General features: G+C 67.2%; 24 protein-coding genes. 10 read left to right on the forward strand and 14 right to left on the reverse strand.

All coding sequences use genetic code 11. The annotated features are described in order from the left end of the window. Window positions 1–41 precede the first annotated feature (41 nt). From AC1RLU_RS07815 to AC1RLU_RS07830, 4 genes are all read right to left on the reverse strand, one after another. Window positions 42–248 (reverse strand): hypothetical protein, encoded by a 207-nt coding sequence (locus tag AC1RLU_RS07815; protein ID WP_061963828.1) that lies wholly within the window; start codon window positions 246–248, stop codon window positions 42–44. Between the two features lie 129 nt (window positions 249–377). Next, complete coding sequence (gatA, locus tag AC1RLU_RS07820; RefSeq protein ID WP_492794842.1) at window positions 378–1,892, reverse strand: Asp-tRNA(Asn)/Glu-tRNA(Gln) amidotransferase subunit GatA; 1,515 nt, start codon at window positions 1,890–1,892, stop codon at window positions 378–380. An 84-nt stretch (window positions 1,893–1,976) separates the two neighbouring features. Beyond that, the gene (gene gatC / locus AC1RLU_RS07825; RefSeq protein ID WP_492794843.1) at window positions 1,977–2,264 is read right to left on the reverse strand and encodes an Asp-tRNA(Asn)/Glu-tRNA(Gln) amidotransferase subunit GatC; all 288 of its coding nucleotides are present in this window, start codon (window positions 2,262–2,264) and stop codon (window positions 1,977–1,979) included. Window positions 2,265–2,378: 114 nt separating this feature from the next. Continuing rightward, complete coding sequence (locus AC1RLU_RS07830; RefSeq protein ID WP_492794845.1) at window positions 2,379–3,077, reverse strand: metal-dependent hydrolase; 699 nt, start codon at window positions 3,075–3,077, stop codon at window positions 2,379–2,381. A gap of 122 nt (window positions 3,078–3,199) precedes the next feature. Here AC1RLU_RS07830 and ade point away from each other — a divergent pair, with 122 nt between their 5' ends. After that, the gene (ade, locus tag AC1RLU_RS07835) at window positions 3,200–4,915 is read left to right on the forward strand and encodes an adenine deaminase (protein WP_492794846.1); all 1,716 of its coding nucleotides are present in this window, start codon (window positions 3,200–3,202) and stop codon (window positions 4,913–4,915) included. A gap of 321 nt (window positions 4,916–5,236) precedes the next feature. Then, window positions 5,237–6,211, forward strand: coding sequence for an N-acetyl-gamma-glutamyl-phosphate reductase (argC, locus tag AC1RLU_RS07840; protein ID WP_492794847.1), 975 nt, complete (start codon window positions 5,237–5,239; stop codon window positions 6,209–6,211). 82 nt (window positions 6,212–6,293) lie between these two features. On the opposite strand, the gene AC1RLU_RS07845 is transcribed toward argC, so the two are convergent. Continuing rightward, the gene (locus AC1RLU_RS07845) at window positions 6,294–7,226 is read right to left on the reverse strand and encodes a hydroxyacid dehydrogenase (RefSeq protein WP_492794849.1); all 933 of its coding nucleotides are present in this window, start codon (window positions 7,224–7,226) and stop codon (window positions 6,294–6,296) included. Then, window positions 7,223–7,807: a GNAT family N-acetyltransferase gene (locus AC1RLU_RS07850; RefSeq protein ID WP_244511864.1), complete on the reverse strand. Its 585-nt coding sequence runs from the start codon at window positions 7,805–7,807 to the stop codon at window positions 7,223–7,225. The genes AC1RLU_RS07845 and AC1RLU_RS07850 overlap by 4 nt, the downstream gene beginning before the upstream one ends. Window positions 7,808–7,976: 169 nt before the next feature. Between AC1RLU_RS07850 and ruvX the strand changes: the two genes are divergently transcribed. Continuing rightward, the gene (ruvX, locus tag AC1RLU_RS07855; RefSeq protein WP_061963842.1) at window positions 7,977–8,483 is read left to right on the forward strand and encodes a Holliday junction resolvase RuvX; all 507 of its coding nucleotides are present in this window, start codon (window positions 7,977–7,979) and stop codon (window positions 8,481–8,483) included. Between the two features lie 58 nt (window positions 8,484–8,541). Here ruvX and AC1RLU_RS07860 read toward each other — a convergent pair whose 3' ends face one another. Both AC1RLU_RS07860 and AC1RLU_RS07865 read right to left on the reverse strand, forming a co-directional pair. Further along, entirely contained in the window at window positions 8,542–8,901 is a 360-nt protein-coding gene (locus AC1RLU_RS07860) for a hypothetical protein (protein ID WP_492794851.1), read from the reverse strand. 122 nt (window positions 8,902–9,023) lie between these two features. After that, the gene (locus tag AC1RLU_RS07865; protein WP_492794853.1) at window positions 9,024–9,413 is read right to left on the reverse strand and encodes a hypothetical protein; all 390 of its coding nucleotides are present in this window, start codon (window positions 9,411–9,413) and stop codon (window positions 9,024–9,026) included. Window positions 9,414–9,661: 248 nt separating this feature from the next. On the opposite strand from AC1RLU_RS07865, the gene AC1RLU_RS07870 reads away from it, so the two are divergent. Both AC1RLU_RS07870 and AC1RLU_RS07875 read left to right on the forward strand, forming a co-directional pair. Continuing rightward, window positions 9,662–10,576 (forward strand): AEC family transporter, encoded by a 915-nt coding sequence (locus tag AC1RLU_RS07870; RefSeq protein ID WP_492794855.1) that lies wholly within the window; start codon window positions 9,662–9,664, stop codon window positions 10,574–10,576. Between the two features lie 113 nt (window positions 10,577–10,689). After that, the gene (locus tag AC1RLU_RS07875) at window positions 10,690–10,938 is read left to right on the forward strand and encodes a hypothetical protein (RefSeq protein ID WP_492794857.1); all 249 of its coding nucleotides are present in this window, start codon (window positions 10,690–10,692) and stop codon (window positions 10,936–10,938) included. A gap of 16 nt (window positions 10,939–10,954) precedes the next feature. Here AC1RLU_RS07875 and dprA read toward each other — a convergent pair whose 3' ends face one another. From dprA to AC1RLU_RS07895, 4 genes are read right to left on the reverse strand one after another with little or no spacing between them, the layout of a single operon-like run. Beyond that, a complete protein-coding gene (gene dprA / locus AC1RLU_RS07880; RefSeq protein ID WP_142115847.1) occupies window positions 10,955–12,166 on the reverse strand; it encodes a DNA-processing protein DprA in 1,212 nt (403 codons plus the stop codon). Between the two features lie 16 nt (window positions 12,167–12,182). Then, on the reverse strand, window positions 12,183–12,806 hold the full coding sequence (plsY, locus tag AC1RLU_RS07885; protein ID WP_061963852.1) for a glycerol-3-phosphate 1-O-acyltransferase PlsY: 624 nt from the start codon (window positions 12,804–12,806) through the stop codon (window positions 12,183–12,185). Window positions 12,807–12,835: 29 nt separating this feature from the next. After that, a complete protein-coding gene (gene pyrC / locus AC1RLU_RS07890; protein ID WP_492794859.1) occupies window positions 12,836–14,152 on the reverse strand; it encodes a dihydroorotase in 1,317 nt (438 codons plus the stop codon). A 17-nt stretch (window positions 14,153–14,169) separates the two neighbouring features. Continuing rightward, window positions 14,170–15,114 carry an aspartate carbamoyltransferase catalytic subunit gene (locus AC1RLU_RS07895; protein ID WP_091855463.1) on the reverse strand — a complete coding sequence of 315 codons (945 nt, stop codon included), beginning with the start codon at window positions 15,112–15,114 and terminating at the stop codon, window positions 14,170–14,172. A 151-nt stretch (window positions 15,115–15,265) separates the two neighbouring features. Between AC1RLU_RS07895 and AC1RLU_RS07900 the strand changes: the two genes are divergently transcribed. From AC1RLU_RS07900 to AC1RLU_RS07910, 3 genes are all read left to right on the forward strand, one after another. Next, entirely contained in the window at window positions 15,266–16,390 is a 1,125-nt protein-coding gene (locus AC1RLU_RS07900; protein WP_492794861.1) for a serine hydrolase domain-containing protein, read from the forward strand. A 217-nt stretch (window positions 16,391–16,607) separates the two neighbouring features. Beyond that, the gene (gene topA, locus AC1RLU_RS07905; protein WP_492794862.1) at window positions 16,608–19,304 is read left to right on the forward strand and encodes a type I DNA topoisomerase; all 2,697 of its coding nucleotides are present in this window, start codon (window positions 16,608–16,610) and stop codon (window positions 19,302–19,304) included. Between the two features lie 28 nt (window positions 19,305–19,332). Next, complete coding sequence (locus AC1RLU_RS07910) at window positions 19,333–19,581, forward strand: hypothetical protein (protein WP_492794863.1); 249 nt, start codon at window positions 19,333–19,335, stop codon at window positions 19,579–19,581. A gap of 15 nt (window positions 19,582–19,596) precedes the next feature. On the opposite strand, the gene AC1RLU_RS07915 is transcribed toward AC1RLU_RS07910, so the two are convergent. Next, a complete protein-coding gene (locus tag AC1RLU_RS07915) occupies window positions 19,597–20,697 on the reverse strand; it encodes a DUF2778 domain-containing protein (protein ID WP_061963862.1) in 1,101 nt (366 codons plus the stop codon). A 461-nt stretch (window positions 20,698–21,158) separates the two neighbouring features. Between AC1RLU_RS07915 and AC1RLU_RS07920 the strand changes: the two genes are divergently transcribed. Then, entirely contained in the window at window positions 21,159–22,415 is a 1,257-nt protein-coding gene (locus AC1RLU_RS07920) for an MFS transporter (RefSeq protein WP_162260047.1), read from the forward strand. 4 nt (window positions 22,416–22,419) lie between these two features. Here AC1RLU_RS07920 and AC1RLU_RS07925 read toward each other — a convergent pair whose 3' ends face one another. Further along, entirely contained in the window at window positions 22,420–24,750 is a 2,331-nt protein-coding gene (locus tag AC1RLU_RS07925; RefSeq protein WP_492794865.1) for a bifunctional salicylyl-CoA 5-hydroxylase/oxidoreductase, read from the reverse strand. 239 nt (window positions 24,751–24,989) lie between these two features. Here AC1RLU_RS07925 and AC1RLU_RS07930 point away from each other — a divergent pair, with 239 nt between their 5' ends. Continuing rightward, window positions 24,990–25,745, forward strand: coding sequence for an SDR family NAD(P)-dependent oxidoreductase (locus AC1RLU_RS07930; protein ID WP_492794866.1), 756 nt, complete (start codon window positions 24,990–24,992; stop codon window positions 25,743–25,745).

The following is a 25,745-nucleotide window of genomic DNA, read 5'->3' on the forward strand; positions in this document are numbered from 1 at the left end:
GATGCGGCCCCTTTTTCGTTCGCCGTCCCTGCCCGGTCGGCCTAGACCAGACGTCGTGCCAATGCCCGGCAGAGCGGCGCGAGGCCGGCGGCGATCACCGTGCCGATCGCTCTAGCGCCCAAATCCGGAATCGTCTCGCCACGCGCCATCTGGACGATCGTCAGCAGGATCATCAGCGCGGCGATGAGCACGAGCATGCCGGCGAACACCATCAGGCAGGCATAGGCCATCGCGCGGCTGACGATCATCGCCGTCTCCTTTGAAGAGGCAAGCAGCCTAACGGCCGAGCGCAGCTCATGCCATCCCGGGACGGGGCGGCTTCACCAAGCGTCCGGATGGCGAAGCATTCTGTCAGCAGCCCGGCGGCCGAACTCCGCTCAGCCCCACCAGCGCTCGGAGACCGGGAAGCGGCCCGCCGCCTGCTCGATCACTTCGCCGAGCGAGAACAAGGTCTCCTCGTCGAAGGGGCGACCGATGAGCTGAAGGCCCAGCGGCAGGCCCTGCGCGTCGAGGCCAGCGGGAACGGCGATGCCCGGCAGGCCGGCCATGTTCACCGTCACCGTGAAGATGTCGTTCAGGTACATCTCGACCGGATCGGCCGAGCCCTTCTCGCCGATGCCGAAGGCAGCCGACGGCGTCGCCGGCGTCAGCACGGCGTCGATGCCCTGCGCATAGACCGCCTCGAAATCGCGCTTGATCAGCGTGCGGATCTTCTGGGCGCGGACGTAATAGGCGTCGTAATAGCCGGCCGAGAGCACATAGGTGCCGATCATGATGCGGCGCTTGACCTCGGCGCCGAAGCCGGCGGCGCGGGTCTTCTCGTACATCTCGACGATGTCCTTGCCCTGCTCGCGCAGGCCGTAGCGGACGCCGTCATAACGGGCGAGGTTCGAGGAGGCCTCGGCCGGGGCGACGATGTAATAAGCCGGCAGGGCGTATTTGGTATGCGGCAGCGAGATCTCGACGATCTCGGCGCCTGCGGCCCTCAGCCATTCGATGCCCTGCTGCCAGAGCGCATCGATCTCGGCATTGAGGCCGTCCAGCCGGTATTCACGGGGGATGCCGATCTTCATGCCCTTCACCGAACGGCCGACCGCGGCCTCGTAATCCGGCACGGCCATATCCACCGAAGTGGTGTCCTTGGGATCGTGGCCGGACATGGAGCGCAGCATCACCGCCGCGTCGCGCACGGTCTTGGCGATCGGCCCGGCCTGGTCGAGCGAGGAGGCGAAGGCGACCGTGCCCCAGCGTGAGCAGCGGCCATAGGTCGGCTTGATGCCGACCGTGCCGGTGAAGGCGGCCGGCTGGCGGATCGAGCCGCCGGTATCGGTCGCGGTCGCGGCCAAGCAGAGACCGGCGGCGACGGCCGAAGCCGAACCGCCCGACGAACCGCCCGGCACGAGATGGTTGCCTTCGACGGCGCCACCGGCGCCAGAACCGACATTGGAACCATTGCGGCGCCACGGGTTCACGACATTGCCGAAAGCGCTGGTCTCGTTGGACGAGCCCATGGCGAATTCGTCGTTGTTGAGCTTGCCGAGCATCACCGCGCCGTCGCGCCAGAGCTGGCTCGTCACGGTCGATTCATAGGCCGGCACGAAGTTGCCGAGGATCTTCGAGCAGGCGGTGGTGCGCACGCCGTTGGTCGCGAACAGGTCCTTGATGCCGAGCGGCAGGCCTTCGAGCGGGCCAGCCTCGCCCTTGGCGAGCTTCTCGTCGGAGGCGGCAGCCTGCTTCAGGGCGTGCTCGGGAGTTTCCAGCACATAGGCGTTGAGGGCGCGGGCCTTCTCGACGGCGGCGGTATGCGCCTTCGTCAATTCGGTCGCGGAGAAGGTCTTGGCCTTCAAGCCGTCGCGGGCCTCGGTCAGCGTCAGGCGGGTGAGATCGGTCACGGGAGAATTCCGGAATTATCTGGTCGCAAGGGCCGGATCGCAACGCGCATCCGGGATGATCGAAAGCGCGCGGCTAGCGGCCGCTCACTCGATCACCTTCGGCACCATGAAATAGTTGTCCTCGGAGGCCGGGGCGTTGGCGACGATCGCGTTGGCGATCTCGCCGTCATTGACCACGTCCTCGCGCTGCATGATCGCCATCGGCGTCACCGAGGTCATCGGCTCGACGCCGTCGACATTCACCTCGTTGAGCTGCTCGACGAAGCCGAGAATGGCGTTGAGCTCGCCTTGCAGCTTGGGCAGATCGGCCTCCGGCACGGCGATGCGCGCGAGATGCGCGACGCGTTTGACGGTGGCGAGATCGACCGACATGGCGGACTCCTGGATAGGGCGCGGATCACGCGCCGGAAAACGGTTCGCCGCGCTATAGCGCGGCGAACGGGCAAACGTAAATCAGCATTGATCGATCAGGCCGGATTCTCCGGCTCAGATCGCGAAAGCCTCACCCTTCTTCGGCAGGATCACGTCGATGCCGCTGCCCTGCATGCCGGCGACGAAGGCGTCGGCATTCTGGTCGATGATCGGGAAGGTGCCGTAATGGCTGGGGATCGCCAGCTTCGGCTTGACGAAGCGGGTCATGGCCAGCGCGGCGACCTTGCCGCCCATGGTGAAACGGTCACCGATCGGGCAGATGCAAGCCTCGACGCCATGGATCTCGCTGAGCAGCGCCATGTCGGAGAAGATGTCGGTGTCGCCCATGTGCCAGAGCGTCTTCTCGCCCTTGGCCTTGATGATCGCGCCATTGGCGCTGCCGACGGGGACGTTGACGCCGCCCTCGCCCATGCCGGCCGAATGATCGGCGCGGGTGAGCGTGACGCTGAACGGGCCGAGATCGACCGTGCCGCCGGTGTTCATCGGGCTGAAATTCTTCAGGCCCTGCGAGGCCAGATGCATGGCGAGGTCGTAGTTCGTGATGACGGTCGCACCGTTCTTCCCGGCGATATCGAGCGTGTCGCCGACATGGTCGCCATGGCCGTGGGTGACCACGATATGGCTGATGCCCTTGGAGATCGCGGCGACATCGCCCTCGAAGGCCGGATTTCCGGTGAAGAACGGATCGATCAGGATGGCAGCGCCGTCGAGATCGACGCGGAAGGCGGAATGGCCGTACCAGGTGAGTTTCATGCGAAGGCTCCGGGCTTTCGAAATGCCGGCCTCTATCTAGGCCGATCCGGGCCGCCGACCAAGTCGACATTGCGGGCGGAGAGAGGCAGGTTGGCGCGATGTCAAACCTACGGAATCGTCCCATGACCGACGCAACCACGGTCTCCAGTCAAGAATTGGCCCGCCGGATCGCGCAGGGGCATGGCGACGAGCCGGCCGATCTCGTCGTCAAGGGCGCGAAGCTCCTAGACCTCGTCACCGGCGCGCTGGTCGAGAGCGATATCGCGATCTGTGGCGACACCATCGTCGGGACCTACGGGACCTATGAAGGCAGGCGCGTCATCGACGCCAAGGGTCTCATCGCCGTGCCCGGCTTCATCGACACGCATCTGCACATCGAGTCCTCGCTGGTGACGCCGCTCGAATTCGAGCGCTGCGTGCTGCCGCATGGCGTCACCACCGCGATCTGCGACCCGCACGAGATCTCGAACGTGCTCGGCACCGAGGGCATCCGCTATTTCCTCGCCTGCGCCGAGGCGATGCGGATGGATCTGCGCGTCAATCTCTCGAGCTGCGTGCCTGCGACGCATCTGGAGACCGCAGGCGCCCGACTCGAAGCCGCCGACCTGACGCCGATGATGGATCACCCCAAGGTGATCGGACTGGCCGAGTTCATGAATTTCCCGGGCGTGATCCATCGCGACCCCGGCTGCCTCGCCAAGCTCGAAGCCTTCTCGCATCGCCATATCGACGGCCATGCGCCGCTTGTCCGTGGCATGGACCTCAACGCCTATCTCGCGGCGGGCATCCGCACCGACCACGAGACGACCACCGCCGACGAGGCCCGCGAGAAGCTTGCCAAGGGCATGGCGATCCTGATCCGCGAGGGCTCGGTCTCGAAGGACCTGCATCAGTTGATCCCGCTGATCTCGCGCGATACCTCGCCCTTCCTCGCCTTCTGCACCGATGACCGCAACCCGCTCGATATCGGCGAGGAGGGCCATCTCGACTACATGATCCGCACCGCCATCGCCGAGGGCGCGGATGTTCTGGCGACCTATCGCATCGCCTCCTTGTCGGCGGCGCGGAATTTCGGGCTGTTCGATCGCGGCTTCATCGGGCCGGGCAAGCGCGCCGATATCGTGCTGGTCGAGGACCTCGCCGCCTGCTCGGTGAAGCAGGTCTTGACCGGCGGCCGGCTGGTCGAGGAGTCTCTGTTCGCGGACCGGGCGACGATCGCTCCGGTCGGACTCGGCAGCGTGAAGAGCCGCAAGCTCACCCCGGCCGATTTCGCGGTGAAGGCCCGCGACGGCGAGACGCCGGTGATCGGCGTGGTGCCCGGGCGGATCATCACCGAGCGGCTGGCGATGGCCCTGCCCTCGCGCGACGGCGAGGCCCTGCCCGACCTCGCGCAGGATGCGATCAAGGTCACGGTGATCGAGCGGCACGGCAAGAATGGCGGCATTGCGGGCGGCTTCGTCCATGGCTTCGGCATGAAGCGTGGCGCCATCGCCTCCTCCGTCGGCCATGACAGCCATAATCTCTGCGTCGTCGGCGTTGACGAGCCCTCGATGGCGGCTGCCGCCAACCGATTGATCGAGATCGGCGGCGGCTTTGCCGTGGCCGATGGCGGCAAGGTCGCGGCGGAACTGGCCCTGCCGGTCGCCGGGCTGATGAGCGAACAGCCCTTCGAGGCAGTCAGGCACGATCTTGAAAAGCTACGTGCCGCGGCGAAGACGCTCGGCGTCGTACTGGCTGAGCCCTTCCTGCAGGTCGCCTTCCTGACCCTGCCCGTGATCCCGCATCTCAAGATCACCGACAAGGGGCTGGTCGATGTCGACCGGTTCGATTTCGTGTGAGCTTTTGATGGCGAGCTGGAACGTTTGCTGAGCGCGCAGCGTCCGCGTTGCGGCGAACGCGGAGTTTCCGCTTGACGATGAATAGGGGCAGCGACAGTGTCGCGGGACATGCTCGGAAACCGGAACCTCTGTGATCGACGCCGACGTTGCTTCACACAAGCGGCGGCTCTTCCGGCTGCGCGTCGATCAGTGCCCTTCCGCATGATGACAGCCTCACCATAGGCTTCATCCGCCGAAGCGGCCCCCGACCCGTGTTCCCGAACCTCCGCAGCCCTCGGCTCCGGGGGTTTTCTTTTGCCCGAACCCCAGAAGGACATCATCATGAGCATTCGCGTCGGCATTGTCGGGATCAGTGGCTTCGGCGGCGGCGAAGCACTGCGCCTGATCGCGAGCCACCCGTCTTTCGAGCTGGTCTACGCGGCCGGCGACAGCAGCGCCGGCAGCCGCTTGGTGGATCGCTTCCCCGGTGTGCCGACCAAGCTGGCCGGACTGGTGATCGAGAAGTGGGAGCCTGCAACCTTGCCGAAGCTCGACGTGCTCTTCGCGTCGCTGCCCACGGGCGCCTCGGCCGACGCGCTGGCGCGCGTGCCCAAGGACGTGAAGATCGTCGATATCGGCGGCGACCACCGCTATGTCGAGGGCTGGGCATACGGCCTGGCCGACATCTGGCCGACGCAGATCGAGGGCCGGACCCGCGTTGCCAACCCCGGCTGCTTTCCTGCAGCGACGCTGAACGCGCTGGCCCCGCTGCTGGTCAACAAGCTGATCGAGCCCGGCAACATCGTGATCGACGTCAAGACGGGCATCTCCGGTGCCGGCCGGGGCGGCGACAGCAAGTTCGGCTATGCCGAGAGCAACGAGAACCTGGTGCCCTATGGCCTGCTCAAGCATGTCCATATGCCCGAGATTGCCAAGACGATCGAACGGCTGAGCGGCGGCAGCGCGGCCGGGCTGGTGTTCACGCCCCATCTGGTGCCGATGACTCGCGGCATCCTGGCCACCATCTACTGTCGCGGGCGCGCCACCACGGACCAGTGCCTGGACGCGGCGCGGCGCTTCTATGCCGAGCGGGCGTTCGTCCGCGTGACCAACAAGCCACCGCAGACCAAATGGGCGACCGGCTCGAATCTCGCATTCGTCAGCTATGCGGCCGACCCGGAGCGCGACCTGATCATCGCGATGGGCGTGGTCGACAATCTCGGTAAAGGCGCAGCTGGTCAGGCGCTGCAGAATGCGAACCTGATCTGCGGTCTACCGGAAAGCACGGGGCTGGACGGCGCACCTGTCTGGCCATGAAACGAGCCTCGAGGCGATTATTCAATCCGTTTCGAGGTTGGCCAGGGAGCGAAAGCCGTCGCTCCCGGCTGTCGAGATCGCCCTAAATCCGCTCGTCCAGCGCCGCCATGACCTTCTCGGCCACCAGCCCCGACACCCGCCCGTTCGATTCCACCGTATTCCCGGCGATATGCGGCGTCAGAATCAGGTTCGGCGCCCCGGTGAAGACCTTGGCGGCGTCCTTGCCGAGCGGCTCCTGCTCGTAGGCATCGATCGCCGCGCCGCCGAGCTTGCCGGCCTTGAGCGCCTTCACCAGAGCCGCCTCGTCCAGAATGCCGCCGCGCGCCGTGTTGATCACGATCGCGTCCGGTTTCATCCGGGCGAAGGCCTTGGCGTCGATCATGCCACGGGTTTCCGAGGTCAGCGGGACATGCAGGCTGATGATGTCGGCCTGCGCCAGCAATTCGTCGAGCTCCAGCCGCCGCACGCCGCTCCAGGCCGGATCATCGATGGGGAGGCGCGGATGGTAGGCAGCGACCTCCATCCCGATCGCGCGGGCATGGTGGGCGACGTCGCGGGCGATGGAGCCGAAGCCGACAAGGCCCATCAGCTTGCCGGCGATCTCGCGGCCGATCAGCCTGGTCTTGGGAAACTCGCCGGCCAGCATCGCGGCATTGGCGTAATAGGCGCCGCGCAGCAGGGTCATCGTCGTGCCGATGACGTATTCGACGACGGAGAGGCTGTTGGCGCCGGTCGCCGGGAAGACGCGGATGCCACGGGCGGCGCAAATCTCCATGTCGAGATTGTCGAGGCCGACGCCGAGGCGGCCGATGACCTTGAGCGCCCTCGCCGCTTCCAGCACCTTGCCACGCACCTGCGTCTGGTTGCGCACGATCACGGCCGGGACATCGGCGAAAAGCCGCGCCATCTCGTCGATATCGGCATAGAGCTCGGGGTCGTAATGGACCGCGAACCGCGCTTTCAGGTTGGCGAGAGCGGTGTCGTCGATGAACTCGGTGATGACGATATCGGTCATGATGCAGTGCTGACGCTGAAACGGAGGCGTTGATCGGGGCCGTAGAGCGGCGCGACGAAGGTCTCGACCAGCCGCCCGCCATTCTTCTCGATGATGCGGCGCGAGGCCTGGTTGGTCGCGTCGCAGGTGATGCTGATCTCGGGCAGCCCGGCTTCGCGCGCCACGCCGAGCATCGCCGCAAGCGCCGCCGTCGCGTAGCCGCGCCCGGCGAAGGCCGGCAGGATGGTGTAGCCGACATGGCCGAGCACATGCTCCGGCAGGGCGAGGATCGGGCGACCCGCCGCATCCTCCTGCCAGCGCAGGTTGATCGAACCGATGAAGGGCCGCTCGGGACGATCCTCGGCGAAGATCCAGCGCGTCGGGCCGGGAATGCGGTCGACCTCGCGGCCATCCGGCAGGCGGATGCGGCCGGGGCCGCCACGGATCTCGGCGAGGAAAGCGTCGGGATCGGCGGCAATGGCAGCGAGATGCTCGGGCGCGACGTTGCGCGTCGTATTCGGCGACCAGCCGCCGCGCAACGCCGCCTGATAGGCGCCAAGCAGGTGCTTGTCGGGAACATGGAGCGAGATGCGCGCCGGCACGGTACTATCCTTTATGCGGCAACGCCGCTTTTCAAGCGCGCGGATATAGCCTGATAGCCGGCGATGCGCGATGGCTTCCGCGCTACAGCCGCCGGGAACTCGTCATTCTCCGGGCGCATCGGAAAAGGTATCGCTCGCGAGGCCGGCCGGCGCGTGATACCGCCATGCCATGACCAGCGCCGTCGTCCCGCTCGAAGCCTTCCTCGACCTGCCGGCGCATGCCCGGCTGCTCGGGCTCGATCTCGGCAGCAAGACGATCGGGCTGGCGCTCTCGGATGTGGAGCGGCAGATCGCGACGCCGCTGGAGACGATCCAGCGGGTCAAGTTCGGGCTCGATGCAGCAGCGCTGCTGAAGATCGCCGGCAAGCACCAGGTCGCCGGGCTGGTCATCGGCCTGCCGCTCAACATGGACGGCACGGAAGGACCGCGCGTGCAGTCGACCCGCGCCTTCGTGCGCAATCTCATTCCCCTCACCGAACTGCCGATCGTGTTCTGGGACGAGCGCATGTCGACGCTTGCCGTGACGCGGACCCTGCTCGATGCCGACGCCTCGCGCGCCAAGCGCGCCGCCGTCGTCGACAAGATGGCGGCCGCCTATATCCTGCAAGGCGCGCTCGACCGGCTGGGCCGGCTCGGACCGCAGGAGGACGGCGAAGACGAAAGCCAATACGACTGAAGGCCGCCCGCCGGATGGCGAAGCGGCCTTCGTGAAAGCCGTCCGCGCCAGCCAGGACCTATTGGAAGATCTGGCCGCGCTTGAACGCCTTCTTCTGCGCCTCGCGCTCGTTCTTGACCGCGCGCTTCTGCTCTTCAAGGCTCATCCCGGCCATCGGATTCTGCGTGCGGCGACCGTAGCCACCGCGCCCGTCGTCCCGGCCGAAACGCGAGCCACGATCATCGTCACGCCAGGAGTCGCGGCGTTCATAGCCGTTGCGTTGATAGCCGTTGCGCTCATAGCCGTTGCGTTCCTGGCCACGGCGCTCGTAGCCGTTGCCCTGGCCGCCGTAATACTGGGCGGCGGCCGGCTGAGCGGAAGCCCAGGCCAGCGCGACCAGACCGAGGCTTGCGACCAGTGTCTGTCGAAGCGATTTCATCGTGGCGATACCCCCATCGGAAAGTCCATGACCGCGCTTCATGACGCCAAATCCCAAATATATCGTCACACAGAAAGGCCCGCGCGATTGCGCGGGCCCTGCCGGTCTAGCTGCGATCCATCTCAGCGATAGTCGCGGAAATCATAGGGCTGATAGCCATAGGGGGCGTAGTAGCGCCTCGGCGCGACGTAGACCGGCGCCGGCGGCGCATAATAGCCATCGTCGTCGTAGTAGCTCGGCCCCGCATAAGCATTCCTGTTGGCCGCAATGGCCGCGGCCCCGAGGATGCCGAGACCGATCGCACCGGCAACCGCCGCGCCGCGCGACGAGCCGCGCCAATGGCCACGATAGCCATGACGGTAGCGATACTGCGTATATTCGGCCTGGGCCTTGTCGAGGCGCGCCGCGTCGAAGCCGCGCGTTTCGGCCGCCATGGCGGGAACGGCAAAGCTGCCTGCGGCAACGCTCGCGGCGGTCAGCGCAACAGCGACTTTCTTCTTCAGAGACATCATGACGGCATCTCCTTTCACGAGATCACCCAATGTTGAAGTCAGCATGGGGCAATCCGGTTGAATGGGACCTGAACCAATCGCGGCAGCATTGCGGCAGGGACAGGACGGTCCTTCTCCCGCGCCCTTGCCGGCCACGAGCGGGCATGACAGGGACAGGTCAGTTCGACAGTAAAACGGCTGCCCATCTCCATTGTTCCCGACAGCCTCTCGCCACGGCCTCCTGCCCCGCCCTCGTTTCCGGCCCCTCCATGCTCGATAGCCTGATCGCCGTCTTCCTCGTCATCGCGACGGGCTGGTTTTTGAAGGCGCGCAACATCGTCTCGCCGGCGCATTGGATCGGCGTCGAGCGCCTGACCTACCAGGTCCTGTTTCCGGCGGTGGTGATCCATACGCTGGCCATGGCCGACCTGCGCAGCGTTCCGGTCCTCGGCATGGGCGCGAGCCTCGTCCTCGCCATCCTCAGCGTCGCCGCCCTGCTCCTGCTCGCCCGCCCGCTGCTGTCGCAGGCCGGTATCGGGGGACCGGCCTTCACCTCGATCTTCCAGGGCTCGGTGCGCTGGAACAGCTTCGTTGGCCTCGCGCTGGCGGCCGGCCTGCAGGGCCGCACCGGCACGACGCTGATGGCGATCGCCGTCGCCACGATGATCCCGCTGCTCAACGTCATGTGCGTCTTCGTGCTCGCCCGGTTCGCCAGCGGCAAGCCGATGAGCCTGAGCGCGATGATCCGCTCGATTCTCTACAACCCCTTCATCTGGTCCTCGGCGGTCGGCCTCGTGTTCAACCAGGTGCAGTGGCTGCTGCCCACCGCCTTCACCGGCTATCTCGACGTACTCGGGCGCGCCTCGCTCGGCATCGGGCTGCTCGTGGTCGGCTCGGCGCTCGACCTCGACCGCCTGGCCCGGCCGCGGCTGGCGCATGCCGTTGCCGTCGGGCTCAAGCTCGCGGTCATGCCGGTGCTGGCCTGGCTCTATGCCGGCTGGTTCGGCGTCACCGGCCCGGCCCTTGCGATGACGGTGGTCGCAGGCGCCGTCCCGACGGCCACCGCCGCCTATTTCCTGGCGCGCGATCTCGGCGGCGACGCACCGCTGATGGCCGAGATCACGACGCTGCAGACGCTGCTCGCCCTGGCGACGCTTCCGGCAGCGGTCTTTCTTCTGGCATAGTATACGGAAACTTGAAATTCATTCATAAATGCAATCTATGCTTGCATATCTGTCCGGGAAGCAAAGCCCGCCGGACGAGTCGATCCCCGATTATGCGAGGGAATCCATTCGCCATGAAACACAAAGTCTCCAAGCTGGTCGCACTTGAGCCCGATCCGGGAGGGCTCAGCGAAGACGACATTCCCAGCCGGCCGATGTCGCCGCTGGAGGCCGCCTGCTTCATCGAGGGGATGGCGGCGGAACTCCGCGCCATGGCCCGCGATGCCAAGCTCAGCGCCCTCAGCTACTTTCTCGAAATGGCCAGAATCGAGGCCTCGGCGGAAATCGAGCGACTGGCATCGCCGCGCAGCGACCGTCATTGAAACCGGCCTGGCCGGTTCAGGGCAGGTTGCGCGACAATGCCCCGCCGGGGTGGCGCCGTATCGTTCCCGAGAGCTCCAGCTCGACGAGGATATGACCGATCTCGCGGGCCGCAAGCCCGCTGGCACGGACGAGATCGTCAAGCCCGATCGGAGTGGGGCCGAGAAGATCGAGCACCAGCCGGCCGGAATCGGCAGCGCCCTTCGCCTGCAATGATGACGGTGGCTCCGGCTCGAAGCCGTCTTCATGCCGGGCATAGCCGGGCGCCGGCATGATCTCGGGCAGGTCGAGTTCGTCCCACATCGCCTCGGAGGCGGGCTCTCCGATGACCTCGCGCATGGCTTGCACCGGGAAGGACAGGTCGAGCTCGCGCTGGCGCAAGGGCTGAAGCGCTTCGATAACATGGGCCGCCTCGGCGCAGAGCGTCGCCCCTTCCCGGATCAGGTGGTTGCCGCCCTCGGCGCGCGGATCGAGCGGCGAGCCCGGAACGGCGAAGACCAGCCTGCCCTGCTCGTTGGCGAAGCGCGCGGTGATCAGGGAGCCCGAACGGCGCGCCGCCTCGACCACGACCGTGCCGAGTGACAGCCCCGAGACCAGGCGGTTGCGGCGGGGGAAGTCGCGCGCCCGCGCGACCCAGCCGAGCGGCATCTCGCTGATCAGCGCGCCGCGCTCCAGGATGCGGCGGGCGAGCGGGATGTTCTGCGGCGGGTAGATCTCGTCGAGCCCGCCGGCGAGCACGGCGACCGTGCCGGTTTCGAGGCTTGCCTCATGGGCTGCCGTATCGATGCCGCGCGCCAACCCCGAGACCACGGTGAAATCGGCCTCGCCGAGCTCGCGGGCAAGCCGCGCCGTGAACTTCATCCCCGCGGCCGAGGCGTTGCGCGAACCGACCATGGCCACGCCAGGGCGTTGCAGGATGTCGCCGCGCCCGAGCACCGCCAGCAAGGGCGGGGCCGAATCGATCGCCTGCAGCGGGACGGGATATCCGACTTCGCCGAGCGCGATGAAGCGGCCGCCGAGGCGCGACAGTCCCTCGAATTCGCGCTCGGCCTCGCCTGCCGGGCAGATGCGGATGGCGCGGCCTGCCTGCCGGGCGAGGTCGGGCAGCGCATCGAGTGCCGCGGCCGCGCCGCCGCAGCGGTTCATCAGGGTGCGGAAGCTGCGCGGGCCGATGCTCTCGCTGCGGATCAACCGCAACCAATCGAGACGCTGGCGATCGGAGAGGACGATCCCAGCCATGCCCCTGTCAGCCCTTCTGGCCGATCTTGCCTTCGCGTCCGGCCAATAGCCGGGCGATGTTCTCCCGGTGCATGATCCAGAGCAGGACGGTGAGCCCGGCCATGACGAGCGCCGCCTTCGGCATCCCGACCCAGAACCAGAGCAGGAGCGGCGTCAACACGCTCGCGACCAGAGCCGAGAGAGAGGAATAGCGGAACAGATAGGCCAGGCTCAGCCAGATCGCGGCGAAGACCAGCGCGATCGAAGCCTTCACGCCGATCAGCACGCCAAGATAGGTCGCGACGCCCTTGCCGCCCTTGAAGCCCAGCCAGACCGGGAAGAGATGCCCGAGGAAGGCGCCGGCGCCGGCCGCCAGCGCGGCCTCGGGGCCGCCGAGGAAGCGCGCGCCGACCAGGACAGCCACCGTGCCCTTCAGCATGTCGCCGACAAGGGTGGCCGCCGCGAGCTTCTTGTTGCCGGTGCGCAGCACATTGGTCGCGCCGATATTGCCGGAGCCGATGCTGCGCAGGTCCGGCCCACCGGCGAGCCTGGTCAGGATGATGCCGAAGGGGATCGAGCCGAAGAGATAGCCGACGACGAGGGCGATCAGCGTGGCGGAGCCGGAGAGGCCCCAGTTCAGAACATCCGTCATGCCGCCCGTTCCCCCGGTTCGCAGGTAGCCTAGCCCGGCTCGGCTTCGTAGACCACCCGGCCGCCGACGAAGGTCGCCTGAACGATGCCTTCCAGCCGTGCCTCGTCGAAGGGCGAGTTCTTGGCGCGGGACTTGAGCTTGCGCTTGTCGACGACGAAGGGCGCCTCGGGATCGAACAGAACGAGGTCGGCGGGCGCCCCGACAGCGAGCCTGCCGGCGGAGAGCCCGAGCAAGGCGGCCGGCCGCGCCGACAAGGCGGCGAGCAATTGCGGCAGGCCGATCTGCCCGGCCTGGACCATGCGCTGGGCAGCCGAGAGCATGGTCTCGATGCCGAGCGCGCCGTCGGCGCATTCGGCGAAGGGCTGGCGCTTGGTCTCGACGTCCTGGGGATCGTGATCGGAGACGACGACGTCGATCACGCCCTCGGCCAGCGCCGCGACCATCGCGAGGCGGTCGTCCTCATGACGCAGCGGCGGCGTGACCTTGCAGAAGGTGCGGTACTCGCCGACGTCGTTCTCGTTGAGAGTGAGATTGTTGATCGAGACCCCGCAGGTGACGCGCACGCCGTCCTGCTTGGCACGACGCACCAGCTCGGCCGATTCCGCGCAGGAGATCATCGCGGCGTGGTAGCGGGCGCCGCTGGCGCGAGCGAGGCGGATGTCGCGCTCCAGCATCACCGTCTCGGCCTCTACGGGTATGCCCGGCAGGCCCTTGCGGCTGGCGAACTCGCCCTCGTTCATCACGCCCGAGCCGCGCAGCTCGGGGTCCTCGACATGGTTCATGATCAGGGCGTCGAAATTCCGGGCATAGATCATGGCGCGGCGCATGACCTGCGGATTGCGCAGGCCCCTGGCGCCGTCGCAAAAGGCGACCGCGCCGGCTTCCAGCAGCAGGCCGAACTCGGTGATCTCCTGGCCATGCAGGCCCTTGGTCAGGGCGGCACAGGAGAGGACGTTGACGACGGCCTTGTCGCGGGCGCGGCGCTTGACGAAATCGATGATCGCGGGGTCGTCGATCGGCGGATTGGTATCCGGGCGGCAGACGACCGTGGTGACGCCGCCGGCGGCCGCGGCCTGTGAGCCGGTACCGAGCGTCTCGCGGAATTCGGCGCCGGGCTCGCCCAGAAAGGCGCGGAGGTCGACAAGGCCGGGCGTCAGAACCTGGCCCTTCGCATCGATGCGGCGCACGCCCTCGCCCGTAGCCGGGGCGCCCTGCCATTCGACCGCGGCGATCGTGCCATTGCGGAGCAGGACGGAGCCCGCTTCTTCGCGACCGGTTGCGGGGTCGATCAGGCGAGCGTTGACGATCGCCAAGTCCCGCGTCGCGATGTCCTGCGTGTCAGCCATGTCCGCTCTCTTTACGCTTACGCATTCGGCAGATGCTGGGCCAGCGCGTCGAGCACGGCCATGCGGACGGCGACCCCCATCTCGACCTGCTCGCGGATCAGCGACTGGGCGCCGTCGGCGACCGCAGAAGAAATCTCGACGCCACGATTCATCGGGCCGGGATGCATCACCAGCGCGTCAGCTTGAGCGCGCTCCAGCTTCTCGTGGTCGAGCCCGTAATAGCGGAAATACTCCTTCGGCGAGGGCACGAAGGCGCCATGCATGCGCTCGAGCTGGAGGCGCAGCATCATCACGATGTCGGCGCCCTCCAGCCCTTTGTTCATATCGGTGAAGATTTCGACGCCCATGCGCTCGATGCCAACCGGCAGCAGCGTCGTCGGCGCGATCAGCCGGACTTTCGCGCCCAGCGCATTGAGGAGGATGATGTTGGAGCGGGCGACGCGCGAATGCAGGATGTCGCCGCAGATCGCCACCGTCAGGCCCTGGATGCGGCCCTTGTTGCGGCGGATCGTCAATGCGTCGAGCAGCGCTTGCGTCGGATGCTCGTGGGCGCCGTCGCCGGCATTGACCACCGAGCAGCCGACCTTGCGGGCGAGCAGGTTGACCGCGCCGGCTGCATGGTGGCGCACGACGATGATGTCCGGTCGCATCGCGTTCAGCGTCGCGGCGGTGTCGATCAGCGTCTCGCCCTTCTTCACCGAAGAAGAGGCGACGGACATGTTCATGACATCGGCGCCGAGGCGCTTGCCGGCCAGCTCGAAGGAGGCCTGCGTCCGGGTCGAGGGCTCGAAGAACAGGTTGATCTGGGTGCGGCCGCGCAAGGTCGCCGCCTTCTTCTCGACCTGGCGGGAGAGCGCGACATAGTCCTCGGCCCTGTCCAACAGCGCCTCGATGTCCAGATGGGACAACCCCTCGATCCCGAGGAGATGGCGGTGCGGATAGAGCGGTGCTGGCGATGTCATTTGAAGCAGGCTGTTTAGGCGCGAGTCGGGTGCGGCGCAAGCTCCTCCCGGCTGGGAGGACACATGTCCTGTGGGTGTTGTCTTGCGGGTCTTGGAGCTTTCGCCGAAACGGCGCTACCAATCGGGTTTTCCGCCGTGTGAGGATACCGCCTTGTCCAGCCCGACCGATGCCTTCGTTCCCGCCCCCAATGGGGCCCTCTGGCAGACGATCGCGCCCGCCGAGGCCGGCTTCGACCCGGAGAGGTTGAAGGCCGCGGTCGAGTTCGCCCACGAGCAGGAGAGCCCCTGGCCGCGCAGCCTGTACTATCCGGACGGCAGCTATGTCGGGAATGTCGAGTGGAACGAGCGCGGCCCCTGGACCGAGATCGTCGGCCCGGTGCGCGAGCGCGGCGGCCCGGCCGGCCTGATCCTGAAGGGCGGGTGCATTGTCGCCGAATGGGGCGACACCGCCCGCACCGACATGACCTTCTCGATCGCCAAGAGCTATCTGGCGGTCCTCGCCGGCATCGCCTTCGACGACGGGTTGATCAAGGATGTCGAGGAGCCGGTCGGTGCGACGGTCGCCGGCCCGGTCTTCGCCGGCGCCCATAACGGCCAGATCACCTGGCGGCACCTGCTGCAGCAATCCAGCGAGTGGCAGGGCGAGATCTTCGGCAAGTCCGACCAGGTCGACCATAACCGCCAGATCGGCCCCGGCGCCGACAACAGCCGCAAGGGCCAGCGCCGCGAACTCAAGACGCCGGGCTCCTTCTACGAATATAACGACGTGCGCGTGAACGTCCTCAGCTATGCGCTGCTGGAGCGCTTCCGCCGCCCGTTGCCGGAGGTGCTGCGCGAGCGGGTGATGGACCCGATCGGCGCCTCGCCGGACTGGCGCTGGGAGGGCTACAGCACCTCCTTCACGGATATCGACGGACGCTCGATCCAGTCGGTGCCGGGCGGGGGCCATTGGGGCGGCGGGCTGTTCATCGGCGCGCGCGACCATGCCCGCTTCGGCCTGCTGATCGGCCGCGAGGGCGACTGGGGCGGCCGGCAGATCCTGTCGCGCGACTGGGTCAGGCGCATGCTGACGCCCTCGCCCACCCTGGCCAATTACGGCTATCTCTGGTGGCTGGCGGCGCGCCCTGGCGTGCCGGCCGCGTCCTTCTCGGCGCTGGGCGCCGGCAGCAACGTGATCTGGGTCGATCCGGAGCAGGATGTCGTCGCGGTGCTGCGCTGGATCAACGGCGCCCAGACCGACGGCTTCATCGACCGGCTGGTGGCGGCGCGGGGCTGAGGCCCCCGCTTGCAAAGCCGGCGATCGCCCCCATGTCTCACCGCTGCATCAGCGGGCCGGCGATCGTCGTTGTCATCCATTCGGGGTTTGACAGAGCCGGCGCGCTGAACCACTTTCGCGCGCATCTTCCGAACCGCAGCGGTCTTGCGGGTCGCGGGACCGTCCGTTACGGCCGGTTCCGCGCTCTGATCAAGGCTGTTATCGAGACACGAAAATCATGAAGCTCCTCGTCGTCGAGTCGCCGGCCAAGGCCAAGACGATCAACAAGTACCTGGGCTCCGACTACGAGGTCATCGCCTCGTTCGGGCATATCCGTGACCTGCCGGCCAAGGATGGCTCGGTCGAGCCCGACAACGACTTCTCCATGAAATGGGAGATCGAGGGCCGCGGCGCCAAGCAGGTCGCCGAGATCGCGCGCGCCGTGAAGGGCGCCGAGAAGCTGATCCTCGCCACCGACCCGGATCGCGAGGGCGAGGCCATCTCCTGGCATGTGCTGGAGGCGCTGAACCAGAAGAAGGTGCTGAAAGGCATTCCCGTCGAGCGCGTCACCTTCAACGCCGTCACCAAGGACGCCGTGCAGAAGGCGCTGGCCAATCCGCGCCAGATCGACCAGGCGCTGGTCGATGCCTATCTGGCGCGCCGCGCGCTCGACTATCTCGTCGGCTTCACGCTCTCCCCGGTGCTGTGGCGCAAGTTGCCGGGCGCGCGCTCTGCCGGCCGCGTGCAGTCGGTGGCGCTGCGCCTCGTCTGCGACCGCGAGCGCGAGATCGAGGCCTTCCGGGCCCGTGAGTACTGGTCGCTGGTCGCGACGCTCGCGACGGAATCCGGCCAGACCTTCGAGGCCCGCCTAGTGGGCGCCGACGGCAAGAAGATCACCCGGCTCGATATCGGCAACGAGGAGGAGGCCAAGGCCTTCAAGGCGGCGCTGGAAACCGCCCTCTTCGCCGTCAGCGAAGTCGAGGCCAAGCCGGTCAAGCGCCATCCGCAGCCGCCCTTCCAGACTTCGACGCTGCAGCAGGAAGCCTCGCGCAAGCTCGGCCTCGCTCCGGCACGGACGATGCAGCTCGCCCAGCGGCTCTATGAAGGCGTCGATATCGGCGGCGAGACCGTCGGCCTCATCACCTATATGCGTACCGACGGCGTCGACATGGACCCCTCGGCGATCACCGCGGCGCGCAACGTCATCGGCAAGGAGTTCGGCGCCAAATACGTGCCGAACGCGCCGCGCAAATACATGGTCAAGGCCAAGAACGCGCAGGAGGCCCACGAAGCCATCCGCCCGACCGATCTCGGCCGCCTGCCGGCCATGGTCGCGCGCCAGCTCGAACCCGAGCAGGCCAAGCTCTATGAACTGATCTGGAAGCGCACCATCGCCAGCCAGATGGAATCGGCCGAGATGGAGCGCACGACGGTCGACATCGCGGCCAAGGTCGGCGCCCGCAACCTGGAATTGCGCGCCTCCGGGCAGGTCGTGCTCTTCGACGGCTTCCTGACGCTCTATCAGGAAAGCCGCGACGACGAGGAAGACGAGGACTCCAAGAAGCTGCCGGCGATGAAGGCCGGCGACACGCTGGAGAAGCGCGGGATCGCCGCCGACCAGCATTTCACCGAGCCGCCGCCGCGCTTCTCGGAAGCGAGCCTGGTCAAGCGCATGGAAGAGCTCGGCATCGGCCGGCCCTCGACCTATGCCGCGACGCTCTCGACTTTGCGCGACCGCGAATATGTCCGCATCGAGAAGAAGCGCCTCGTGCCCGAGGACAAGGGCATGCTGGTCACGGCGTTCCTGGAGAGTTTCTTCAAGCGCTATGTCGAGTTCGACTTCACCGCGAATCTCGAGGAGAACCTCGACCGCGTTTCGAACGCCGAAGTCGACTGGAAGGCGCTGCTGCGCGCGTTCTGGGACGAGTTCCAGGCCTCGATCGGCGAGACCAAGGACCTGCGCGTCGGCGATGTGCTGGAAGCGCTGAACGGCATCCTCGGCGAGTACATCTTCCCGAAGAAGGCCGACGGCTCCGATCCGCGGGTCTGCCCGACCTGCGGCAACGGCCAGCTTTCGCTCAAGCTCGGCAAGTTCGGCGCCTTCGTCGGTTGCTCGAACTACCCGGAATGCCGCTATACGCGGCCCCTCTCCGTCCCGGCCACCGATGGCGAGGCCTCGGCCGAAGGCGGCCAGGGCACGCCCGGCGTGCGCATCCTCGGCACCGATCCGGTGACGAACCTCGAAGTCACGCTGCGCGACGGCCGCTTCGGCCCCTATATCCAGCTCGGCGAGGGCGAGAAGCCCAAGCGCTCCAGCCTGCCCAAGGGCATGAGCCCGTCGAGCGTCACGCTGGAGAAGGCGTTGGCGCTGCTCTCCCTGCCGCGCGAAGTCGCCCGGCATCCCGAGAGCGGCGAGCCGATCCTCGTCGGCATCGGGCGCTTCGGGCCTTATGTCCAGCACGGCAAGGTCTACGCCAATATCGACAAGGACGACGACGTGCTCGAGCTTGGCGCCAACCGCGCCATCGACCTGATCGTCGCCAAGGAGGCCGGCGGCGGGCGCGGCGGCCGGGCGGCGACGCCGGGCCGGGCACTGGGCGATCATCCCGCCGGCGGGGCGCTGGAGGTCAAGGCCGGCAAATACGGCCCCTATGTCGCCTGGGGCAAGATCTTCGCGACCCTGCCCAAGACGATGACCGCGGAGAGCATCACGCTGGAACAGGCGATCGAGCTGGCGAACGCCAAGGCCGAGGCGAAGGGCGGCAAGGGTAAGCCGAAGGCCGCCAGCGGTGCAGCCAAGGCCAAGGCTCCGGCCAAGAAGGCCGCTGCAAAGAAGGCGCCTGCCAAGAAGACGGCTGCCAAGACGGCGGCGGCCAAGAAAGCGGCCGAGCCGAACGCGACGGAGAAGAAGGCGCCGAAGGCGGCGCGCGGCTAACCGCGCCGCGCCTCACGGAGAAGCCTGGATGCGGCGCGCGAGCTGGCTCCTGATCGGAGGCGGGGCGGTTCTCTGCCTCGTCGCCTTCGCGGGCTGGGTCGCGTTGAACTTCTTCGCCTGCGGCCTGCATTCGGGCGGCTGCAGCCTCTCCCGCTTCCGCTTTCGCTGGGAGGATACCGAAGCCCTTATGGTCTTCGTCCCGCCCTTCTTCCTGGGCTGCGTTCTGACCGCGATCGGAATCGCGTTGCGGACGGCAAATCGTCAGCGGCAGCCTTAGCGCAGTCGCCTGCGCTCAGAGGCTCGCCACCACAACGATGCGCTTGATCTCGCCGCGCAGGAAAGCCTGCAGGAAGCGATCGTAATCCTTGAAGGAAATACAGCCGTTCGAGTCGCCGCGCGGGCCGAGCAGATAGGTATGGGCGAGCAGCCCGGCCCGGCCGTGGATCGCGCCGCTGCCGCCGACCGGATTCAGGCGAATGGCGCGCACGCCGTGGAACAGCGCCTCGCGCTCGGTCAAGGTATAGGTGTGCGGCGGGGTGACGCCCTTCATCCGGACATGGGCGTAGCGGACATCGTCCATCATCTCGCCGAGGCCTGAATGAGCCTCCAGTCGCTCGCCATTCGGCAGATAGACCATCTTGGCCGCGATATCGTAGATCGCGGTGCCGGCCTCGGCGGTGCGCGTGGGGGTGCCGGCGGAGGGGCTGAGACGGGTGATGCGGCCACGATCGATGATGTCGTCCTGCGGCGCGGCATAGGCGAGCACGGTCCCGGCCGGCTCCTGCTGCTTCTGCACGCCGAAGAGCTTCTCGAAGAAGCTGCGGTTGTCCCCGGGCGTCGGCGCTGCGGCGGCCGTCCGGTTGCGACGCGACGTCGTCGGCTGGGCGACGCGCGGCTGGGCTTGTTGCGGCTGGAGCTGCTGCGGACCGGCCTTCGGCAGTAGATCCAAGGGGCGCGGCACCGGCATGGGCGCGGCCTTCTCCGCCAGCGTGACCGGGGGCTGCGGCGGCAGCGGCAAGGCGGGCTCCGCGGGCGCGACAGCGGCGAGCGACGAGGATGGCGGCACCGGGGCCGCCGGCTGGAACGCGGAGCGGACGGGAGCGCCCTGGACGAAGGACGCACCCTTGCCGCCCGACAGGGAGGGATCGAGCAGGCCGCTATAGGCCGGCGCCGGCTGCTGCGCGACATGACCGGCCGATCCCTTATGGGCGATTGCGGCGGGCATCTTCTCCGCATCGGGGCCGGGCGCGCCCTGCCCCAGCATCCAGAATCCGGACATGGCGCCGCCGCTCAGGGCGAGCGCGAGGAGAAGCCCCTTCAGCAAGGGCCTGCGGCGACGACGCGGCCGCACATAGGGCGCGCCACCTTCCCGCACATAGGTCGCATAGGTCATCCGCCGCACTCTCGATACGCTTACGCCACGCCCGGCGGCCGCAGGCACAGCACGGCCGCACGCGCCTCGACCGAGGGAGGCGCGGTGCGCATCGCGGTGTGACAGGACATGCCGGGAGAACCCAAACTTCGTTCCGTATCGATAAGGCGCCGCCTTGGTTAATCGCCGGTGAACCGGATCGATAATTTTTCGCGGTTCGCGCGCGGCGGCACTGGGCCCGGCGCGCGCCTCCAAGGCCACGCGAAGACGGCACGATCGAGACCGGACGATGGAGGAAGAAAGACGGGATTTTTTCGCGACCTGCCCCGATTGGCCCATTTTTTCGGGCGAGGCTGTCATTCCAACCTATTTCTCACCAACCGGCCTTCGAATCGGATATGTCGCAAGCATCGCAACCGCAGGAGTTGCAGCCGCCGGAATCGCAGGATTCAGTGGCCGCTGCGCCGGAGGCCGGGACCGCCGTGAGCCAGCCAGCCGAGCCCCGGACGAGTTCCGTCGCAGCGCTCGGCGCAATCGTCAGCGGCGCATTGATCCTGCAGATCGCCTCGACCATCGTGAACACGGTCGTGCCGTTGAAGATGGCGCTTGAGCAGAAGGCGCCGCTGCTGATCGGCCTCGTCGGCTCGGCCTATTCCGTCGGCTTCCTCGCCGGTTGCTTCGTCATCCCCGCCTTCATCCGCCGAGTCGGGCATATCCGCGCCTTCGGCGTCTTCGCGGCGCTGCAGGCGGTGCTGACGATCAGCTTCGCGCTCACATCGCTCGATTTCTGGGGCATCTCACGGCTCGGCATGGGCTTCGCCGGCGCCGGCCATGCGATCTGCATCGAGAGCTGGATCAGCGGCCAGGCCAAGGCCGGCCAGCGCGGGCGCCTGTTCGGCTTCTACCAGATCCTCAACCGCCTGGCGCTGATCGGCTCGCAGATCGGTGTCGGCTATGTCTCGCTGCAATCGCACGATGTCTTCCTGCTGGCGAGCGCGACCTTCTCGATCGCGCTGATCCCGGTCGGCATGACCCGCGCCAAGGGACCTGAATCGGGCGAGGTCGTCTCGGTCCGGCTCAACACGATGTGGCAATACGCGCCGGCCTCGGTGATCGGCTGTCTCTATGTCGGGCTGATGGGCGGCGCGCTGACCAATATCGCACCGGCCTACGGCATCCTGATCGGCCTCGACCAGGCCTGGGCGATCCTGCTGACCGCCGGCATCCAGATCGGCGCGCTCGTGCTGCAATGGCCGCTCGGGCTGCTGGCGGACCGCGTCGAGAGCCGCAAGATCATGCTGACCGCCACCGTCTCGGTCGTGCTCTGCTCGCTGGCGCTCGGCGTCGTGCTCTGGCTCTCCGTGCCTCATACGCGCTTCTGGCTGTTCGGGCTTTTCGCCCTGATCGGCGCAGGGGCGATGCCGATCTACACGGTCGCCGTCGCGCATGCCTATTTCCGGCTCGGCCGCGAACGGGCGCTCGGCCTCTCGGCGCAATTGCTCTTCCTCTGGGCGACAGGCTCGGCGATCGGCCCCCTGGTCGCCGCCGCCTTCATGCAGACGGTCGGGCCGAACGGTCTGCTGGCCTATCTCGGCCTGCTCTCGGCGGCGGCTGCGGCCTATCTCGCCTTCCGGCTGCGGCGCAACCCACCTTCGGCCAGCCCGTTCGGCGAGCGCCCTGCCACGGCGCCGACCATCCCGGAGGTTTCACCTTCCGGGCGTTCGCAGGGCGCAAAATAGAGTCTCAGCCCTCGATGACCGGCGCGTGGCGGCTGGGCTTGGCCTTGAGCTTCAGCGTCTCGAGCTCCTCGCGCTCCCGCGGCGTGTTGCGCATGAGCTGGTCCTTGCCGGGCCCGTACTGCACCGGCTGGTCGGCATCGACGCCGTACCAGGCGGCAGCGCGCAGCACGAAGGATGGATCGGCGAGGTGCGGCCGCCCGAGCGCGACGAGATCGGCGCGGCCGGCCGCGATGATGGTGTTGACCTGATCGGCTGTCGTGATGTTGCCGACGCACATGGTCGCCACCTGCGCCTCGTTGCGGATGCGGTCCGAGAACGGCGTCTGGAACATGCGGCCGTAGATGGGGCGCGATTCTGCTGCGGTCTGGCCGGTCGAGACATCGACGAGGTCGCAGCCCTCGGCGGCGAAGGCTTCGGCAATGGCGACGGAATCCGCCGCCGAGAGGCCGCCCTCGGCCCAGTCGGTCGCGGAGATGCGCACCGACATCGGCTTTTCGCGCGGCCAGGCCTCGCGCAGAGCCCGGAAGACCTCCAGCGGATAGCGCAACCGGTTCTCGACCGAGCCGCCGTACGCGTCCGTGCGCTGGTTGGTCAGCGGCGAGAGGAAGCTCGCCAGCAGATAGCCATGGGCGCAGTGCAGCTCCAGCATGTCGAAGCCGGCGCGCTCGCCACGCTCGGCCGCGGCGACAAATTCCGCCTTGACCCGGTCCATGTCGGCGCGGGTCATCTCGCGCGGCACCTGGCTTTCGGGATAGTAGGGCAAGGCTGAGGCTGAGACGATCGGCCAGGCGCCTTCCGGCAGCGGTCGGTCCATGCCCTCCCACATCAGCCTGGTCGCGCCCTTCCGGCCGGCATGGCCGAGTTGCAGGCAGATCTTCGCCGTCGAATGGACGTGGACGAAGTCGACGATCCGCTTCCAGGCGGCTTCCTGCGCATCGTTCCAGAGACCGGTGCAGCCGGGCGTGATGCGCGCGTCCGGCGCGACGCAGGTCATCTCGGTGAAGATCAGGCCGGGGCCGCCGATGGCGCGCGAGCCGTAATGCATCAGGTGCCAATCATCAGGCAGGCCGTCCTGCGCCGAATACTGGCACATCGGCGAGAGCGTCATGCGATTCTCGACCCGCATCTCGCGCAGCTTGAAGGGCTGGAAGGCCGGCGGCACCGGAGAGCCGTCCTTGCGGCGCTTGGCAAAGTCTCCGAGCCCGTCGGCGACGAGCCTGTCGACGGCCGTCACCATCTCCGGCGCGCGCAGCGCCAGATTGTCGTAGGTGATCGCCTTGGAGCGAGTCATCAGGCCGAAGGCGAAGCGCAAGGGCTCGAAATCCCAGAAGCGTTTCAATTCCTCGAACCAGACCAGCGAGACGTCCGCTGCATGCTGGGTCTTCTCGACCTCCTCGCGGCGCTGCGTCTCGAACAGCTTCAGGCCGGCCGCGACATCGAGCTTCGCCTGCCCCATCGCCCTGTGCAGGGCGATGGCATCCTCCATCGCGAGCTTGGTGCCGGAGCCGATCGAGAAATGCGCGGTCGCCTTGGCGTCGCCGATCAGCACGACATTCTCGACCACCCAATGACGGCAGCGGATCATCGGGAAATTGCGCCAGAGCGAGCGGTTGGTGATGAGCTCGTGGCCCTGCAGTTCCTCGGCGAAGACTCCTTCGAGGAAAGCGGCCGACTGCGCCTCGTCCATGGCGCCCAGGCCAGCCTTCGCGAAGGTCTCGGGGTCGGTCTCCAGCACCCAGGTCGAGCGGCCGGCCTCGTACTGGTAGCAATGGGCGATGAAGACGCCGTGCTCCGTCTCCTTGAAGAAGAAGGTGAAGGCGTCGAAGGGACGGGTCGAGCCCATCCACGTGAAATGGTTTGGCCGCAGGTCGGTTTGCGGCTGGAAGCGCTCGCGCCAGTTCTCGCGGATGCGGCTGTTGATGCCGTCGGCGCCGACGACGAGGTCGTAGTCGCGCTTCAATGTCTCGGCATCGGCGATCTCGCTGCCGAAATGCAGGTTGACGCCGAGCTCGCGCGCCCTCGCCTGCACCAGCATCAGGAGCGAGCGACGCGAGCAGCCGCAGAAGCCGTTGCCGGGCACGCGGAAGGTGTCGCCCTTGAAGTGGATCTCGATATCGTCCCAGTAGGCGAAATTGTCTCGGATCGCGGCATAGCTCTGCGCATCCGCAATCTTGAACGTATCGAGCGTCTGGTCGGAGAAGACCACGCCGAAGCCGAAGGTGTCGTCCGGCTGGTTGCGCTCGAAGACGTCGACCGTCAGCTCCGGCCAATCCCGCTTCATCAGCAGCGCGAAATAGAGTCCCGCCGGCCCTCCGCCCACGACCGCGATACGCATCGACGCCTCCATCCGGGAGCCGGGTCGATCCGGCTTGAGAAATTATTTTAAGCCTGAAATGTTTTTGTCCTCAAGAGGATTTTGCGGCAACCGCCGCGGGACCATGCCGCTCGATACTCAAAAGCGCCCCGCCGGATTACCAGCTTGCGTTCGAAATACTCTTGCATCGCGGCTGCCATCAGGCTGCTTGCAAATTCCTTCAGACTTAAAATATATTCTCATCCGGAGGTCGAGCGGCCATGACACTGCGGGAACAGCGTGCACTGGTGACGGGCGGCGGACGCGGCATCGGCCGGGCCATCGCCGCCGGGCTGACAGCAGCCGGAGCCAGGGTCAGTATCCTCGGGCGCGACGAGGCGACTTTGCGGGGTGCCGTCGCAGCTGGCCTCGCGGCCGATTACGCAACTTGCGACGTGCGCGACGAAGCCTCGGTTGCCGCGGCGCTGGACCAGCTCTCGCGCGAACCAGCCTTCGACATCGCCATCGCCAATGCCGGCGCGGTCGAGACCGGCCCGTTCATGCGCAGCGACAACGAACGCTTCCGTCGCATGCTCGACATCAACCTGATCGGCACGGTGAACCTGTTCCACGCCACTTTGCCGGCCATGCTGGAGCGCCGCCGCGGCCGCCTGATCGCCATCGCCTCGACGGCGGGGCATCGCGGCTACCCTTATGTCAGCGCCTATACGGCGGCGAAACATGCCGTGGTCGGGCTGGTGAAGTCGCTGGCGCTGGAGACGGCGCGCTCCGGCGTCACCGTCAACGCGGTCTGTCCGGGCTATGCCGATACCGACATGGCGACCGCCAGCATCGACAATGTCGCCAACAAGACCGGCAAGAGCCGCGAAGAGGCGCTGGCGGCGATGATCAAGGACAATCCGCAAGGCCGGCTGATCGCGCCGGAAGAGGTCGCCGCCGCCGTGCTCTACCTGTGCGGGCCGGGCAGCGATGCCGTCACCGGCCAGTCGCTCATGATCAATGGCGGGGAGTTCTGA

The organism is Allobosea sp. GW822-FHT05A11 (assembly GCF_058800455.1).

Coding starts and splice junctions, on each gene's coding strand:
- AC1RLU_RS07815 (WP_061963828.1), bottom strand. CDS start 248: ATGATCGTCAGCCGCGCGATGGCCTATGCCTGCCTGATGGTGTTCGCC.
- AC1RLU_RS07865 (WP_492794853.1), bottom strand. CDS start 9,413: ATGATGTCTCTGAAGAAGAAAGTCGCTGTTGCGCTGACCGCCGCGAGC.
- ruvX (WP_061963842.1), top strand. CDS start 7,977: ATGACCAGCGCCGTCGTCCCGCTCGAAGCCTTCCTCGACCTGCCGGCG.
- argC (WP_492794847.1), top strand. CDS start 5,237: ATGAGCATTCGCGTCGGCATTGTCGGGATCAGTGGCTTCGGCGGCGGC.
- AC1RLU_RS07925 (WP_492794865.1), bottom strand. CDS start 24,750: ATGCGTATCGCGGTCGTGGGCGGAGGGCCGGCGGGACTCTATTTCGCG.
- ade (WP_492794846.1), top strand. CDS start 3,200: ATGACCGACGCAACCACGGTCTCCAGTCAAGAATTGGCCCGCCGGATC.
- AC1RLU_RS07930 (WP_492794866.1), top strand. CDS start 24,990: ATGACACTGCGGGAACAGCGTGCACTGGTGACGGGCGGCGGACGCGGC.
- AC1RLU_RS07845 (WP_492794849.1), bottom strand. CDS start 7,226: ATGACCGATATCGTCATCACCGAGTTCATCGACGACACCGCTCTCGCC.
- AC1RLU_RS07830 (WP_492794845.1), bottom strand. CDS start 3,077: ATGAAACTCACCTGGTACGGCCATTCCGCCTTCCGCGTCGATCTCGAC.
- AC1RLU_RS07910 (WP_492794863.1), top strand. CDS start 19,333: ATGCGGCGCGCGAGCTGGCTCCTGATCGGAGGCGGGGCGGTTCTCTGC.
- AC1RLU_RS07860 (WP_492794851.1), bottom strand. CDS start 8,901: ATGAAATCGCTTCGACAGACACTGGTCGCAAGCCTCGGTCTGGTCGCG.
- pyrC (WP_492794859.1), bottom strand. CDS start 14,152: ATGGCTGACACGCAGGACATCGCGACGCGGGACTTGGCGATCGTCAAC.
- AC1RLU_RS07875 (WP_492794857.1), top strand. CDS start 10,690: ATGAAACACAAAGTCTCCAAGCTGGTCGCACTTGAGCCCGATCCGGGA.
- AC1RLU_RS07915 (WP_061963862.1), bottom strand. CDS start 20,697: ATGACCTATGCGACCTATGTGCGGGAAGGTGGCGCGCCCTATGTGCGG.
- AC1RLU_RS07870 (WP_492794855.1), top strand. CDS start 9,662: ATGCTCGATAGCCTGATCGCCGTCTTCCTCGTCATCGCGACGGGCTGG.
- plsY (WP_061963852.1), bottom strand. CDS start 12,806: ATGACGGATGTTCTGAACTGGGGCCTCTCCGGCTCCGCCACGCTGATC.
- gatC (WP_492794843.1), bottom strand. CDS start 2,264: ATGTCGGTCGATCTCGCCACCGTCAAACGCGTCGCGCATCTCGCGCGC.
- AC1RLU_RS07895 (WP_091855463.1), bottom strand. CDS start 15,114: ATGACATCGCCAGCACCGCTCTATCCGCACCGCCATCTCCTCGGGATC.
- topA (WP_492794862.1), top strand. CDS start 16,608: ATGAAGCTCCTCGTCGTCGAGTCGCCGGCCAAGGCCAAGACGATCAAC.